12 protein-coding genes and 1 pseudogene are annotated in these 13318 nt (G+C 60.8%); 11 read left to right on the top strand and 2 right to left on the bottom strand.

Going from position 1 to position 13318, the window contains the following annotated elements:
* Positions 1 to 2 precede the first annotated feature (2 nt).
* The 11 genes from LKX83_RS28750 (at position 3) to glnA (ending at position 12111) form a co-directional block, all read left to right on the top strand.
* Positions 3 to 1085, top strand: coding sequence for a sensor histidine kinase (locus LKX83_RS28750; RefSeq protein ID WP_370639146.1), 1083 nt, complete (start codon positions 3 to 5; stop codon positions 1083 to 1085).
* A complete protein-coding gene (locus LKX83_RS28745) occupies positions 1086 to 1763 on the top strand; it encodes a response regulator (RefSeq protein WP_227886283.1) in 678 nt (225 codons plus the stop codon). It abuts the gene before it with no gap.
* A gap of 45 nt (positions 1764 to 1808) precedes the next feature.
* Positions 1809 to 2222 carry a YugN family protein gene (locus LKX83_RS28740; RefSeq protein ID WP_227886282.1) on the top strand — a complete coding sequence of 138 codons (414 nt, stop codon included), beginning with the start codon at positions 1809 to 1811 and terminating at the stop codon, positions 2220 to 2222.
* A gap of 169 nt (positions 2223 to 2391) precedes the next feature.
* Positions 2392 to 4011: a S1C family serine protease gene (locus LKX83_RS28735; RefSeq protein WP_227886281.1), complete on the top strand. Its 1620-nt coding sequence runs from the start codon at positions 2392 to 2394 to the stop codon at positions 4009 to 4011.
* 86 nt (positions 4012 to 4097) lie between these two features.
* Positions 4098 to 4784: a response regulator transcription factor gene (locus LKX83_RS28730; protein ID WP_227886280.1), complete on the top strand. Its 687-nt coding sequence runs from the start codon at positions 4098 to 4100 to the stop codon at positions 4782 to 4784.
* A gap of 3 nt (positions 4785 to 4787) precedes the next feature.
* Positions 4788 to 6353, top strand: a complete 1566-nt coding sequence (locus LKX83_RS28725) for a sensor histidine kinase (protein ID WP_227886279.1) — start codon at positions 4788 to 4790, stop codon at positions 6351 to 6353.
* 33 nt (positions 6354 to 6386) lie between these two features.
* A complete protein-coding gene (locus LKX83_RS28720; protein WP_227886278.1) occupies positions 6387 to 7334 on the top strand; it encodes a 4-hydroxy-3-methylbut-2-enyl diphosphate reductase in 948 nt (315 codons plus the stop codon).
* Between the two features lie 48 nt (positions 7335 to 7382).
* On the top strand, positions 7383 to 7883 hold the full coding sequence (locus LKX83_RS28715) for a DUF2062 domain-containing protein (protein WP_227886277.1): 501 nt from the start codon (positions 7383 to 7385) through the stop codon (positions 7881 to 7883).
* 169 nt (positions 7884 to 8052) lie between these two features.
* Positions 8053 to 9114, top strand: coding sequence for a 3-deoxy-7-phosphoheptulonate synthase (gene aroF, locus LKX83_RS28710; RefSeq protein ID WP_227886276.1), 1062 nt, complete (start codon positions 8053 to 8055; stop codon positions 9112 to 9114).
* Positions 9115 to 9358: 244 nt separating this feature from the next.
* Positions 9359 to 10369 carry an LLM class flavin-dependent oxidoreductase gene (locus tag LKX83_RS28705; RefSeq protein ID WP_227886275.1) on the top strand — a complete coding sequence of 337 codons (1011 nt, stop codon included), beginning with the start codon at positions 9359 to 9361 and terminating at the stop codon, positions 10367 to 10369.
* A gap of 317 nt (positions 10370 to 10686) precedes the next feature.
* The gene (glnA, locus tag LKX83_RS28700) at positions 10687 to 12111 is read left to right on the top strand and encodes a type I glutamate--ammonia ligase (RefSeq protein WP_227886274.1); all 1425 of its coding nucleotides are present in this window, start codon (positions 10687 to 10689) and stop codon (positions 12109 to 12111) included.
* Positions 12112 to 12397: 286 nt separating this feature from the next.
* Here the strand turns inward: glnA and LKX83_RS28695 are convergent, their stop codons facing one another.
* Positions 12398 to 12853 carry a hypothetical protein gene (locus LKX83_RS28695; protein ID WP_227886273.1) on the bottom strand — a complete coding sequence of 152 codons (456 nt, stop codon included), beginning with the start codon at positions 12851 to 12853 and terminating at the stop codon, positions 12398 to 12400.
* A gap of 220 nt (positions 12854 to 13073) precedes the next feature.
* Positions 13074 to 13318, bottom strand: a pseudogene (locus LKX83_RS28690) (hypothetical protein); the annotation flags it as partial.

The raw sequence follows: 13318 nt of genomic DNA, 5'->3' as shown, positions 1-13318 counted from the left end.
TCATGATGAGGCTCGTGCGCAACAGCAAGTGGGAATGGGTCATCTTCGCGACCCTGTCGACGATGATCCTGCTTGTCCTGGTCTATGCGGGATGGTTTTCGGTTATGGGCAAGGTGCCCGATGCCGAATGGTGGTATACGTGGGGAGGCGCCTTCCTGGTCGGAGACGTCATCCTCGCCTATGTCATCGGGAGGCGCGTCCAGCTTCGCATCGACCAGCTTCAAGAGGCGATGAAACAAGCCGCGGCCGGCAACTGGAGCATGCGCCTCCCGAAGTTAGGGTCCGGAGACGGCTTTGCTCAGGCCTATCGGGATTTCAACAGATTGATGGACGGCTTGGAAGGCCGTCTGAAGCTCCTCCAGCAGTTGGGGGAAAAGGATATCAACGAAGAAGCGCCGACCCAAGAGGCGGCGGTGCTTGAAGAACGGCGGCGCCTGGCGCGGGACCTGCACGATACGGTCAGCCAGCAGCTGTTCGCCATCCATATGTCCGCTTCGGCGCTGCCCCTGCTCTTGCAGCGGAATGCGACCGAAGCGGACAAAGTTATGAAACAGCTGATCGACATGTCCTCTTCCGCGCAAAAGCAAATGCGGGGATTGATCGCGCAGCTGCGCCCGATGGAGCTTCAAGGACGCACGCTGACCGAAGCGCTGGATCGCTGGTTCCCGGACTACTGCCGTCAAAACGGGCTCCAGGGCACGCTTGATCTGCAGGTATCGGGAAGGCTCGCCGAGGCGATCGAGCACCAGCTGTTCCTCATTATCCAGGAGGCGATGGCGAACGTCGTCAAGCATGCCGAGGCAAAGGAAGTCCGCCTCGTGCTGGGCGAGACCGATCGCCAGGTAACGATGGCGCTCGACGACGACGGAACCGGCTTCCGCGCGGAACAGACGAAAGCCGGAAGCTACGGTCTGTCCACCATGCGCGAACGCGCGCAAAAGCTCGGCGGCGAAGCGGAATTTCTGACCAAGCCGGGCTCGGGGACGCGCGTGCGGGTGACGTTCCCGAAGTTCGCGCCCGCCGCCAGAGAGGCCGAAGTCGAACCTGAAACCGATCACCTTCCAACAAAGGAGCCGACGAGCTGAATGAACGGAAACGAAGCGGCAAACCCCTGCCCGGTCCTCATCGTGGACGACCACGAAATGGTGCGTGCCGGCATACGAACTTATTTGTTATTGGATCCGCGGTTTGAAGTGATCGGGGAGGCGTCGAGCGGCCGCGAGGCGATCGCCCTACTGGGCGCGGGCGGACTCGGCGGACGGATGCCCCAACTCGTGCTCATGGATCTCATGATGCCGGAAATGGACGGCGTCGAGACGACGCGCGCGCTGCTGGAGCGTTACCCGGATCTGCGCATCATTATACTGACGAGCTTTCTCGAAGACGAAAAGGTCGTGGAAGCGATTGAGGCCGGCGCGGTCAGCTACGTGCTGAAGACGGTGTCGGCAGACGAGCTGGTTTACGCGATGCAGGGCGCGCTGCGCAGTATGCCCGTCATGAGCGGCGACGTCTCGCAGGCGCTCACGCGCGGCTTGCGCCGCCGATCGGCGCAAAGCGAGGACGAGGGCTTGACCGAGCGGGAGCGGGAGGTGCTGCTCCTGATCGCGGAAGGCAAGTCGAACAAGGAGATCGGCGACGAGCTTCACATCAGCATCAAGACGGTCAAAACCCATGTCAGCAATTTGCTGATGAAATGCGAAGTGGACGACCGGACGCAGCTGGCCATTTTCGCGCACCGGAAAGGATGGGTCCGTCAAGGTTAAAGCGGGGGAAGCCTGGGTAACCTAGAAATAAAAAGGTGGATTCGCATGCTCTCCCTAAGCTCCAGCCTAACTTCTCAGGAAGGCCAATTCACGCAGACCCGGCTCCGGCTGGCCGATCACGGCTTTTCGCTCGGGGGCAATTGGGAATACGACCGCGGTTCGTTCGACTGCGCGCTGGACGACGCGCGTCAAGTTTGGCTGCGCCTGCCCTTCACTGTAACGGGCGGCAACCTGGACGGCGAAGCCGAGGAGACGGACGCCAAGATCAAGTTCGGCGAACCCTATGTTTTAAAGCACGTATACGAGGAAGGATTGGATCAAGATGCGCAGCCCCGAACGTTCGGGGGCATGTTCGACCAGTTCGCCGCGCCGTCCGATCCGGATGCGGAGATCGAGCGCCATTGGCTGGAAGACGCGCGCAAACGGCTCAGCGAGATCGAAAGCATCTATCCGGCTTGACTCTAGCAGCAGCAGCGCCCTCCCATCGGCCGGAGGGCGCCGCCTTTGCTTTTGCCCATCTTTTACTTCGGCTTCATTTCGGTTTAAGATTGTTTTAAGGTTGCTAGAGGAAGATGGAAGCAAGAAAGATGATCCGCCGCAGTCAAGGCGGTCCGAGGAGGAACAGACGATGGACGATCAAAACAAACGGCCGGAAGAGGATTTCTTCGGTTTCCGATATGGGGAAGACAACGAGCCGAAGAAATACGAGGCTTCAGAAGAAGAGTCAAATACCAGCCGGTATGCCGCGCAGGAAGGCGACTCCCGCTACGAAGCGCCTCGGCACGATCCGTACGAAACGAGCCGCAGCGAGACGGAGCCCTATACATTCGGTCCGCAACGCAACGAGCGTTCGGCGAACAACTTCAATAGCGAGGATCCCGGGACAGGCAACCCGACCGAGGTCGTCACCGCGCAGACGCGGGAGTACCGGCCCTTCACCGTATCCGGCAGCGGCCGCAATTGGGAGGCGCCGAAGCCGCCGAAGCGCACGTCCTTCCGCTCGATGTTCGCGGCGTTCATGGTCGGCGTCGTCGCGGTCGGCGGGCTGATGTTCGCGGCGGACCGGAACAACTGGTTCACCTCGGAGAAGCTCGGCTCGGCCGTTCCGGCAGCCTCGACCACCCAGGACAGCGGCGTGAAGCCGGTCAGCAATACGTCGGACGTGGTCCGGCCGAACAACATCGCGAAGATCTTCGAGCAGGCAAGCCCGGCGGTCGTCAAGATCGAGACGTACGTGAAGGCGTCCTCGCGCGGCAGCAGCCCGTGGGACGACAACCCGTTCTTCCGGCAGTTCTTCGGCGACGACTTGGGCGGCCAAGGCGGCCAAGGCAACCAAGGGAACCAAGGCAACGGCCAAGACGGCGCGCTGCAGGAAGAAGGCATGGGCTCCGGCTTCATCTTCGATTCCACCGGCTACATCCTGACCAACCAGCACGTCATTAACGGCGCCGACGAGATCAAGGTGACGGTGACGGGCCATCAGGAGAAATATACGGCCAAGCTGCTCGGCTCCAGCTACGATCTCGACCTCGCCGTGTTGAAGATCGAAGGCAGCGACTTTCCGACGCTGAAGCTCGGAGACTCGACCAGCGCGAACATGGGCGACTGGGTCGTGGCGATCGGCAACCCGTACGGCTTCGACCATACGGTCACGGTCGGCGTCCTCAGCTCGAACGAACGCGAAATCAGCATCCAAGACAGCGACGGTACCCGCAACTACCAGCATCTGCTGCAGACGGACGCTTCGATCAACCCCGGCAACTCCGGCGGTCCGCTCATTAACTTGAACGGCGAAGTCATCGGCATCAACACGGCCGTCAGCTCCCAGGCGCAGGGGATCGGTTTCGCCATCCCGACGAGTACGATCACGGAAGTGCTCGACAACCTGAAGAACAACACGAAAATTCCGACGAAGCCGTCTCCGTTCATCGGCGCGACGCTGGCCGACGTGACCTCCGGCGCCGCCAAGCAGCTCGGCTTGAAGGATACGAACGGTTCGCTCGTCAATAGCATTCTCTACGGCTCCCCGGCTTACAAAGCGGACATTCGCCAATACGACGTCATCCTCGGCATGGACGGCACCAAGTACAACACGAAGGAAGAATTGATCGCCGCCATCCAGAAGAAAAACGTCGGGGACGAAGTGAAGCTGGACGTGTACCGGGACGGCAAAACGCTCGAGCTGACCGTCAAAATCGGCAACAAAAACGATTACGAGCAGCCGCAGCAATCGCAACAGCAGCAATAACGGAACGAGAGCGTTCCGCACCGCACCAGATCAACGGGGGGCAGTCGCCATGGCTGCCCCCTTGTGCTGAATAAGGGGAGATCGGCATGAGACCGCATATTATCGTAATCGACGACGACGACAAAATTACATCGCTGCTGCGGCGCAGCCTGGCTTTCGAAGGCTACGAAGTGACGACCGCGCCGAACGGAATGGAAGGATTGCGCATTCTGGCGGGGCGGCACGCGGACCTCGTCATTCTGGACGTCATGATGCCGCAGCTCGACGGCTGGGAGGTATGCCGACGGCTCCGGGCGGCCGGCGTCAACGCGCCGGTGCTCATGTTGACGGCCAAGGACGACGTGCAGGACCGGGTCAAGGGGCTCGACATCGGAGCCGACGACTATCTCGTCAAGCCGTTCGCGCTCGAAGAGCTGATGGCGCGGGTGCGGGCATTGCTGCGGCGACGGCCGGAACAGGCGGAGGAGACGAATCGGCTGCGGTTCGAGGATCTCGTGCTCGACGTGGACGGCCGAGAAGCGATCCGCCAGGACAAGCGTATCGAACTGACGGCCAAGGAATTCGATCTGCTGCACTTGTTCATGCAGAATCCGAAGCGGGTGCTTTCCCGCGACCAGATCATGGAGCGCATCTGGGGATACGACTACAGCGGGGAGTCCAACGTGCTCGAGGTGTACGTGGCGATGCTGCGTCAGAAGCTGGAGGAGCAAGGCGGCAAACGGTTGATCCAGACCGTCCGCGGCGCGGGGTACGTCCTGAAAGGAGATAGCTAGGCCATGTCGATTCGGCTTCGCCTGACGCTGTGGTATTCCGGCCTGCTCGCCGCGACGCTGGTAGCGTTCGGCCTCATCCTGTACACCGTCGTTTTCCGCAATACGATGGGCCAGTTGAAGGATCGTCTGTCGTTCGAGGCAAACAAGATCATCAAGTCACAGGTGCTGACGGCCAACCCCATCTCCGGCGAGTTGAATCTGGGGAGGTCGTACACGTTGGATGCGATCATTGGCGTCCAGGTCGTGAGCTATTCCCAGAACGTCAAAGGCGTCGTCTATTATAAAAGTCCGATTTTGCGCGGAAACGTGGACAGCCAGGAAATCACCTTTCATTATCCGGAAGCGAGCAGAGTGGCGACCAAATTTAAGACGGAGGAGGTCCAGGGTCTAACCTTCCTGGTCTACGAAACTCCGTTAGGGCTCGAAGGGACGGGGCAGCTGGTCGGGCTGCTGCAGGTCGCCACCTATATCGGCAAGGAGCAGGAGTATTTCGGGCAGATGCGCACCATCCTGTGGACGGCGGGCCTCGCGGGCCTCGTGCTTGCGTTCGCCCTCGGCCTGTTCCTTGCCCGCAAGGCGCTGCGCCCCATCGAACGGGTGACGGAAGCGGCCGAGAAAATCCAGATCGGCTCCGACCTCAAGCTGCGGATCCCGGGGGAAAGCCAGGACGAGATCGGACGGCTGACGCGCACCCTCAATCACATGCTGGGGCGGGTCGAGCGGGCTTACAACGATCTCGAGGAGTCCAACACGGCGCAGCGCCGGTTCGTCTCCGACGCCTCGCACGAGCTGCGGACGCCGCTTACGACGATCCGGGGCAACGTGGACCTGCTCGCGAAAATTTGGGCGGAGCCTCCGGCCGCGCTCACGGACGGCACGATCGAAGGCGACGCGACGCTGCCGAGATCCAGGCTAAGTCCGCTTGAACGCGAGGAGATGTCCCGGGAGGCCATTCACGACATCGCGGACGAAGCGCGCAGAATGAGCCGTCTCGTCAACGATCTGCTCTCGCTCGCGCGGGCGGACGCCGGGTACGTCATGGACAAGGAGCGGCTCCCGCTGCTTCCGCTCGCGGAAGAAGCGGCGCGGCGCGCCGTCTTCCTCCCGCGGCATGCCGCGTGGGTCGTCGGCTCGCTGGAGCCGCTGCGCGGCGTGTGGGTCGTCGGCAACCGCGATTATTTGCTCCAGCTGCTGTTCATCCTCATCGAGAACGGCTTCAAGTATACGCCGGCGGGCGAAGTGCGGCTCGAGGCGATCCGGCGGGACGACCGGGTGGGCCTGTCGGTGGTCGATACCGGCATCGGGCTCGCCGAAGAAGAGATTCCGCACATTTTCGACCGCTTCTACCGGGCGGACGTTTCCCGCGGCCAGACGTCGGGGACTGGGCTCGGCCTTTCCATCGCCAAGTGGATCGCCGATATGCATCGCGCCCAGCTTGAGGTGCAATCGCAGCCCGAAGGCGGAAGCCGCTTTACGCTATGGCTGCCTGTCGACTTTTCTCCGAGCGGGGATTACGATATAATAGAGACGTCGGCACGCCCGACGACTCAGGGACGTAACCCAGCGTAACGTACATTCGGGCGGGAAAGCAGGCGCTACAAGATGGAAGTTGTAAAAATTTCCCCTCGCGGGTATTGCTACGGCGTGGTGGATGCCATGGTGCTGGCGCTTCAAACGGCGCGCAACCTGGATCTGCCGCGTCCTATTTATATTTTGGGCATGATCGTCCACAACAGCCATGTTACGGAATCGTTCAAAAAGGAAGGGATCATTACCCTCGACGGCGCGGACCGCCTGGAAATTCTCGAGCAGATCGAATCCGGCACCGTAATCTTCACGGCGCACGGGGTTTCGCCCGAGGTTCGCAAGCGCGCGCGGGAGAAGGGACTCACGATGGTGGACGCTACCTGTCCGGACGTGACGAAGACGCACGACCTCATCCGGGAAAAGACGACGGAGGGCTACGAGGTCATCTATATCGGCAAGAAGGGCCATCCCGAGCCGGAAGGCGCCGTCGGCATCGCGCCGGACCGGGTGCATCTGGTGGAGACCGACGCGGATATTTTGAAACTGTCGCCGGACACGGACCGTATCATCATAACGAATCAGACGACGATGTCGCAGTGGGACATCAAGCATCTGATGGCTGAGCTGCTCAAAGCCTTTCCAACCGCGGAAATCCACAACGAAATCTGCCTGGCCACCCAGGTGCGTCAAGAGGCGGTCGCGGAGCAGGCCGGCGCGGCGCAGCTCTGCATCGTGGTCGGAGATCCCCGGAGCAACAATTCCAATCGCCTCGCGCAGGTGTCGGAGGAGATCTCCGGCGTGCCGGCCTACCGCGTGGCGGACGTTACGGAGCTCCGCCGCGAATGGCTCGAAGGCATCGAACGAGTCGCCGTCACTTCGGGAGCGTCGACGCCGACGCCAATTACGAAGGAGGTCATCCAGTATCTGGAGCAGTACGACCCTGCCGACCCGGAAACGTGGGAGATTCGCCGGACGGTCAACATGAACAAGCTTCTCCCGACGGTTCGGGAGAAATCGGTCTAAGTCAGAGCAGTCTAGATGGCGCCGTCGACTGCATGAAAGGAGCGCGCCATGGTACAACGCATCCGCAGGTTTCCGCGTTACCTCAAATTCCAGTACGTGAAGCTACTGCGCGCCAAAGGCGGCGCCTATTCGATCGCGATGGGCTTCGCCATCGGCTTGTTCGTCGAAATGTTCAATTTGCCGACCTACGGCACGTCGTTCGTTCTGATCTTTCCTTTGATCTTTTTGCTGCGAGGAAGCCTGGCCGCCGCACTGATCGGCTTCGTCTTCGGCAAACTGATCTACATTCCGATGTCGATCCCCAACAAGATCGTCGGCGGTGCGGTATTGCCGAAGAACTTTACGATCGAGATCCCGTTTCTCCCGGAAAATATCAATCACTTCTTGTTATTCAACTTGAAGATGATCGTCGGCGGGATGATCGACGGGCTGGCGCTCGGACTTTTGTTCTTCTTCCCGATCTGGTACAGCGTGGAGACGTTCAAGCGCAAGCGCAGGGAGAAGCGGAGGATTCGCAAGGAGCTCAAAGCGGAGACCGCGCTGGAATAATCGCCCGGAAAGGCGATTGACATCCGGCGTTTTTTCCTTTATATTTGCTTTAGTGCTTAAAAGCGTATAAGCGTCGAAGCGTATAAGCGTTGATGTGAGTGGGTGTTTGTCCCGGCCCGCATTCCGAACGCGATTCGATCAGACGCATTCTTATTAGGAGCGTGCCATTATGATCGTCATCACATCCCCGCACATCGCAGATGAGCGTATTGCCGAGATCGTCGGCCACATCGAGAAGAGCGGGGTGCAGGCGCACGTCTCGCGCGGCACCGACCGCACCGTTATCGGCATCATCGGCAAGGCCGATCCCCATCTGGCGGAGCATCTGCGGTCCATGCAAGGCGTGGAGAACGTCATCAAGATTTCGAAATCCTACAAGCTCGCCAGCCGCGACTTTCATCCCGACGACACGATCATCGAAGTGAAGGGCGTGAAGATCGGCGGCGACAACCTGGTCGTCATGGGCGGCCCCTGCGCCGTCGAGACGCCCGAACAGATCGACGAGATTGCTCGTCTCGTTAAGGCTGCAGGCGGACAGGTGCTGCGAGGCGGAGCGTTCAAGCCGCGTACCGGTCCGTACAGCTTCCAGGGGATCGGCATCGAGGGACTGAAGTGGATGAAGGAAGCGGGCGAAAAGTACGGCCTTATCACGATTACCGAGGTCATGGCTCCCGAGTTCGTCGACGTTTGCGCGGAGTACGCCGACATCATGCAGGTCGGCACGCGCAACATGCAGAACTTCGACTTGCTGCGCAAGCTGGGGACGATCCAGAACCCCGTGCTGCTGAAGCGCGGCTTTAGCGCCACTTATGACGAATGGCTGAACGCGGCCGAGTACATTCTGGCGGGCGGCAATCCGAACGTCATGCTCTGCGAGCGCGGCATCCGCACGTTCGAGACGTATACGCGCAATACGTTCGACCTGACGGCCATCCCCGTCATCCAGCAGCTCTCCCACCTGCCGGTCATCGCCGACCCGAGCCACGCGACCGGACGGCGCGAGCTGGTCGAGACGATGACGAAGGCGTCCGTCGCCGCCGGCGCGAACGGCCTCATCATCGAGATGCATACCGATCCCGACAATTCGGCGACGGGCGACGGCGTCCAATCGCTGTTCCCGGACCAGTTCGCCAAGCTGCTGAAGGAGCTGGAGCTGCTGTCCTCACTGCTCGGCAAGCGTTTCGACACCGCCAAGGAACCCGCTGAAGCTTTCGCGACTTGGGTGAAATAATCGATTCGAGAGCGTCTTTTCAAAACCTGTTTCGGCAAGCGAGAGACTTGCCGCGGCAGGTTTTTTGCCACGAACGACCCTGCCCCGTTTTTCGTTGGTCATACAGAATGTATAAGATTTACCCGTATCCATTTCTGTATGACCTCCGATAAAAACGTGTCGCCGTCCGGGAAGACGGCGAAGCCGTTTTTACTTGCATTCCGCCCTTGCCGAATCGCGTATGATAGAGGGAGGAGGTGGGCAGATGCTGAGATTGGGCGTGCTGGATCAATCGCCGGTGCTCGCGGGCGAGGGGGCCGAGGAGGCGCTGCGCCATACGCTGGCGCTGGCGCGTCTGGCCGATCGGCTCGGCTACTCGCGGTTCTGGGTGTCGGAGCACCACAATGCCAAAGGGCTGGCGGGCTCGTCGCCGGAGGTGCTGCTGGCGGCTGTCGGCGCCCATACGTCGCGGATCCGGATCGGCTCCGGCGGCGTGCTGCTGCCGCACTACAGTCCGTACAAAGTCGCGGAAAATTTCCGCCTGCTCGAAGGCTTGTATCCGGGACGCGTCGATCTCGGGGTCGGCCGCGCTCCGGGCGGGATGCCGATCGTGTCGCAGGCGCTGGGCCGATTGGCGGGCACGGACCGGGAGGAGGCGTTCGAGCGCGCCCTGACGGAGCTCGGCGCGTTCGTCGGCACGGGGCATCCGCTGGAAGGCGCGCACCCCCTTGCCGGCCTTAGCGCCACGCCCGACGTACGGACGGCACCGGACGTCTGGATGCTGGGCTCGAGCGGTTACAGCGCCACCGTCGCCGCCAAGCTCGGGGCGAAGTTCGCCTTCGCCCATTTCATCAACGGCTATGGCGGACAGGACGCCATGCGAGACTATCTGCGCCATTACCGGGTGGGGCCGCTGGGGAGCCGGCCCGGGACGGCGGTATGCGTCTTCGTGCTGTGCGGGGCGGACGACGAGGAGGCCGAACGGGAGGCCCGGTCGCTCGATCTGCGTCTTCTCTACCTGGAGCAAGGCCAGTTCCATCGGGCGGTGCCGACGGCTGAGGAGGCTTCCGATTATCCGTATTCGGCATGGGACCGTGCGCGCATCGCGGACAACCGGAGCCGCATGGTCGTAGGCGGTCCTGCCAAGGTGGCGAGGCTGCTGCCGGCGCTCGCGAGCAGCTACGGCACCGACGAGGTGATCGTCACCGGGATGATGTCGCGCGCGGACAGCCGATTGCAATCGTACGAGCGCCTCGCGGCGCTTTTCTTGCGGTAATGGCTCACGCCTTTTTTGGCGGAATACCCCAACAAAACGGAGAGGATCCCGAACATCATCCGGACGTTTTCCGTCCGGATGGGCGATCCGACAGGCGGAAATGCGTCCTCGCGGCGCGTTTTTTCTTTTGTGCGGGGGCAAATGTGAAGGATTTATGAAAGTGTCAACATACCTCACACTTCCACAAAAAATACCTTACATAAGTATTGACGCTCGCCAGAGCGTAAATTTATAATAACGACAGAGTAAAGGTGAAAAGTTGAACGATCGCACTCAGTTTAAGACCTAATGTTCGGAAATAGGGGAGGAAACTCGAAATGTCTGCACAACAAGTCCTGGATCTGATTAAGGAAAAAAACATTGAATTCGTAGATTTCCGCTTTGTCGACCTGTCCGGTCGCGCGCACCACATCACCCTGCCGGCAACCGAAGTGGAAGCCGATACGTTCGTTAACGGCGTCGCGTTCGACGGTTCCTCGATCCCGGGCTTCCGCGGCATCGAAGAATCCGACATGGTCATGATGCCTGACACCGAAACGGTCTATGTCGATCCGTTCACAGCTCACGCTACCCTGATCGTGATGAGCAACATCCACACGCCGGACGGCGAACGTTACGAGCGCGACCCGCGTTCGATCGCACACAAGGCTGAAGAATATCTGCAAAAATCCGGCGTGGGTACGGCTGCCTTTTTCGCTCCGGAATCGGAATTCTTCATCTTCGACGACGTTCGTTACGAAAGCACGATGAATTCTTCCTCCTTCTTCGTCGACTCGGAAGAAGCGGCTTGGAACACGAACCGCAAAGAAGAAGGCGGCAACCTCGGCTTCAAAGTCGGCGTCAAAGGTGGCTACGTGCCGGTCGCTCCGGTGGACTCCCAACAAGACATCCGCAGCGAAATGGTTCGCCTGATGCAAGAAGCGGGCCTGCGCGTCGAGCGTCATCACCATGAAGTCGCGACGGCCGGCCAAGCGGAAATCAACTTCCGCTTCGACACGCTGACGACGACGGCAGACAACCTGCTGAAGTACAAATACATCGTGCACAACGTCGCTCGCCAATACGGCAAAGTCGCTACGTTCATGCCGAAGCCGCTCTTCGGCGACAACGGCTCCGGGATGCACGTTCACCAATCGATCTTCAACGAAGGCGAGCCGCTGTTCTACGAGAAAGGCGGTTACGCGAACCTGAGCCAAATGGCGCTGCACTACATCGGCGGGATTCTGCACCATGCGCCGGCTCTGATCGCGATCACGAACCCGTCCACGAACTCGTTCAAGCGTCTCGTGCCGGGCTACGAAGCGCCGGTTAACCTGGTATATTCCAAGGGCAACCGTTCCGCTGCCGTCCGGATCCCGGTCGCAGCGGTTACGCCGAAGGGCTGCCGCATCGAGTTCCGCACGCCGGACTCCACGGCGAACCCGTACCTCGCTTTCGCGGCGATGCTGATGGCCGGCCTGGACGGCATCAAGCGCAAGATCGACCCGAGCGCGCTCGGCTACGGACCGTTCGACACGAACATCTACGAGCTGTCCGACGAAGAGAAGAAAGAAATCCGCAGCGTTCCGGGCACCCTGGACGAAGCGCTGGACGCGCTGGAAGCGGACTTCGAATTCCTGACCGAAGGCGGCGTCTTCACGAAGGAGTTCATCGACAACTACGTGACCTTCAAACGCCAAGAAGCCAAAGCGGTCTCCATCCGCGTTCATCCTTACGAATACGGCCTCTATTTCGATTGCTAATCCGCATGCTACGAAAAGCTCCCGCCATGGGAGCTTTTCTTTTTTTGTGCGGGAGGCGGGAAGGTTGGGCGTAATGAAAATGCAGCTGGGGAACGCGGGAGCGTCTGGGCCGGCTGTAATGATGGAAAGTATCGTGACAGGGCGGCGGGGAGGAGCGGTTGGGCTGGCTGTAACGAAAGTATCGTTGCAGGGAGGATACGAGCGGCTTGGCGTGCAGTCATGATGGGAAGTAACGTTACAAGGTGGTGAGGAGTGGCCGATGCGCTGGAACGTAGGGGGAGACCCATTAAAAAGGCACTTCTTCGCCGAGCGTCCGGCCTTTCGCATAGAGCCATTTTGCCGCATCGAACATGTCGTCGTTCGGCAGGTACCACACCCGGTTGATCTCGTTCGGGAGGAAGAGGAGACGTTCCTCGTCCCGTTCCCAACACTTCAGCGCATACAAATAGCCGGTCCGGCCGCCTTGGTCGGGGTCCGGCGTCAGGACGAGATCGCGGACGCGCGCGGTCCACTCGCGGATGAGCTGCGGATCTTCGATCGCTCGGCGCTCGCCGTTGCTGCCGTTCATCATGTGGATCTTCGTGATTCTGGTCATGTCGCCGGGATATAGCTCGGCGAACTTGGCGGGCTGCGGCTTCGGAGAGGGCGAGACGTTTTCAGTCACTTTGCTGCAGGCAGCCAGCAATAGAAGAGAAGCTAGAAAGACGAACAAAAGTAGAATGGCGGTACGCCGAATCGGCATGGTTAACATCTCCCGAGGCGGATTGGATGGTCTGTTAAGCAATCGGACGCATAGGAACGGTCGGATGTTGCAGAGATCCAATGCGAGGGATGGCGGGTTAGCAAACCATAAGAAAGCGGCAGCTAGCCGCAAAATGCGGCAGCCGCCGCGCACAACTGCTGCTGCGCGGTCTCGGCGCGCATGCTGCCGCGCCGGCTGCTTGCCGTCGTGAAGCGCTCGGTTAGGAGCGGGCGCCGAGCGGAAACGCGGCGATGCGCTCATAGCTTGGCCGCCGGCCTAAATGCGAGCGAAACAGCGTGACCGCATCTGCGGTCCACGCCATCGCAGCACGCGTGGCGCTATCCGCGCTCCCAGCCGGCTTAACGCCTTCCGCCGCGGCGCCCTCCGCCGCAGCACTCGTCGCGCCTCCCGCGGCGTCCGCCGCTCGCCAGGCGGCCGCCACCGCCGCCGGGTCCGCGCCGGCGG

It is taken from the genome of Cohnella baijiui, assembly GCF_020731285.1.
Classification (GTDB): Bacteria; Bacillota; Bacilli; order Paenibacillales; family Paenibacillaceae; genus Cohnella.
Note: the sequence above shows the minus strand (reverse complement) of the source record. Positions and strands in the feature narration are given on the sequence as shown.

What these genes read in the sequence shown, in the direction of transcription:
- LKX83_RS28720 (WP_227886278.1), top strand. Translation starts at nt 6,387, where the DNA reads ATGGAAGTTGTAAAAATTTCCCCTCGCGGGTATTGCTACGGCGTGGTG.
- LKX83_RS28740 (WP_227886282.1), top strand. Translation starts at nt 1,809, where the DNA reads ATGCTCTCCCTAAGCTCCAGCCTAACTTCTCAGGAAGGCCAATTCACG.
- LKX83_RS28715 (WP_227886277.1), top strand. Translation starts at nt 7,383, where the DNA reads ATGGTACAACGCATCCGCAGGTTTCCGCGTTACCTCAAATTCCAGTAC.
- LKX83_RS28750 (WP_370639146.1), top strand. Translation starts at nt 3, where the DNA reads ATGATGAGGCTCGTGCGCAACAGCAAGTGGGAATGGGTCATCTTCGCG.
- LKX83_RS28745 (WP_227886283.1), top strand. Translation starts at nt 1,086, where the DNA reads ATGAACGGAAACGAAGCGGCAAACCCCTGCCCGGTCCTCATCGTGGAC.
- LKX83_RS28735 (WP_227886281.1), top strand. Translation starts at nt 2,392, where the DNA reads ATGGACGATCAAAACAAACGGCCGGAAGAGGATTTCTTCGGTTTCCGA.
- glnA (WP_227886274.1), top strand. Translation starts at nt 10,687, where the DNA reads ATGTCTGCACAACAAGTCCTGGATCTGATTAAGGAAAAAAACATTGAA.
- LKX83_RS28730 (WP_227886280.1), top strand. Translation starts at nt 4,098, where the DNA reads ATGAGACCGCATATTATCGTAATCGACGACGACGACAAAATTACATCG.
- LKX83_RS28705 (WP_227886275.1), top strand. Translation starts at nt 9,359, where the DNA reads ATGCTGAGATTGGGCGTGCTGGATCAATCGCCGGTGCTCGCGGGCGAG.
- aroF (WP_227886276.1), top strand. Translation starts at nt 8,053, where the DNA reads ATGATCGTCATCACATCCCCGCACATCGCAGATGAGCGTATTGCCGAG.
- LKX83_RS28695 (WP_227886273.1), bottom strand. Translation starts at nt 12,853, where the DNA reads ATGCCGATTCGGCGTACCGCCATTCTACTTTTGTTCGTCTTTCTAGCT.
- LKX83_RS28725 (WP_227886279.1), top strand. Translation starts at nt 4,788, where the DNA reads ATGTCGATTCGGCTTCGCCTGACGCTGTGGTATTCCGGCCTGCTCGCC.